The 408-nt window shown below is 81.4% G+C and carries 1 pseudogene; it reads left to right on the forward strand.

The features are described 5' to 3' along the window. Positions 1-24 precede the first annotated feature (24 nt). Positions 25-408: pseudogene (locus GTY56_RS21430) on the forward strand (hypothetical protein); the annotation flags it as partial.

Here is a 408-nt window from a genome sequence, read left to right on the forward strand (position 1 = left end):
GACCGCGGTCCGGCGGACGCGCCCGTGCGCCAGCCGGCGCCGGCCGCAGCGGGCCCCGAGTACCTCGACGGCCACCGGCCCGCCGAGATGCCCGCGCAGCCCGCCGCCCCCTGGGGCGTGCCGGCCACGAGCCAGGCCCCGGTGAGCGCCGGGGCGGCGCCTGCGGAAACGGTTATTCCGGCGGCGGTTCCGACGGCGGCGGTGCCGACGGCAGCGGAGCCGGCAGCGGAACCGACGGGCCCGGCCCAAGCGGTCGCGACCGGCGTGACGGCGGAGACCAGCCACACGACACCTCCGGTACCGGCCGAGGCCGCCGAGGCCCCAGCGGGTGACCCCGTCGGTACGGGCGCCGGCCAGGTCGAGGCTCAGGCAGCCGCGGCCGGGGCCGGTCAGGCGGCCGAGCCCGGC

The sequence above is a fragment of the Streptomyces sp. SID5643 genome (assembly GCF_009872555.1).
Lineage (GTDB): Bacteria > Actinomycetota > Actinomycetes > Streptomycetales > Streptomycetaceae > Streptomyces > Streptomyces iakyrus.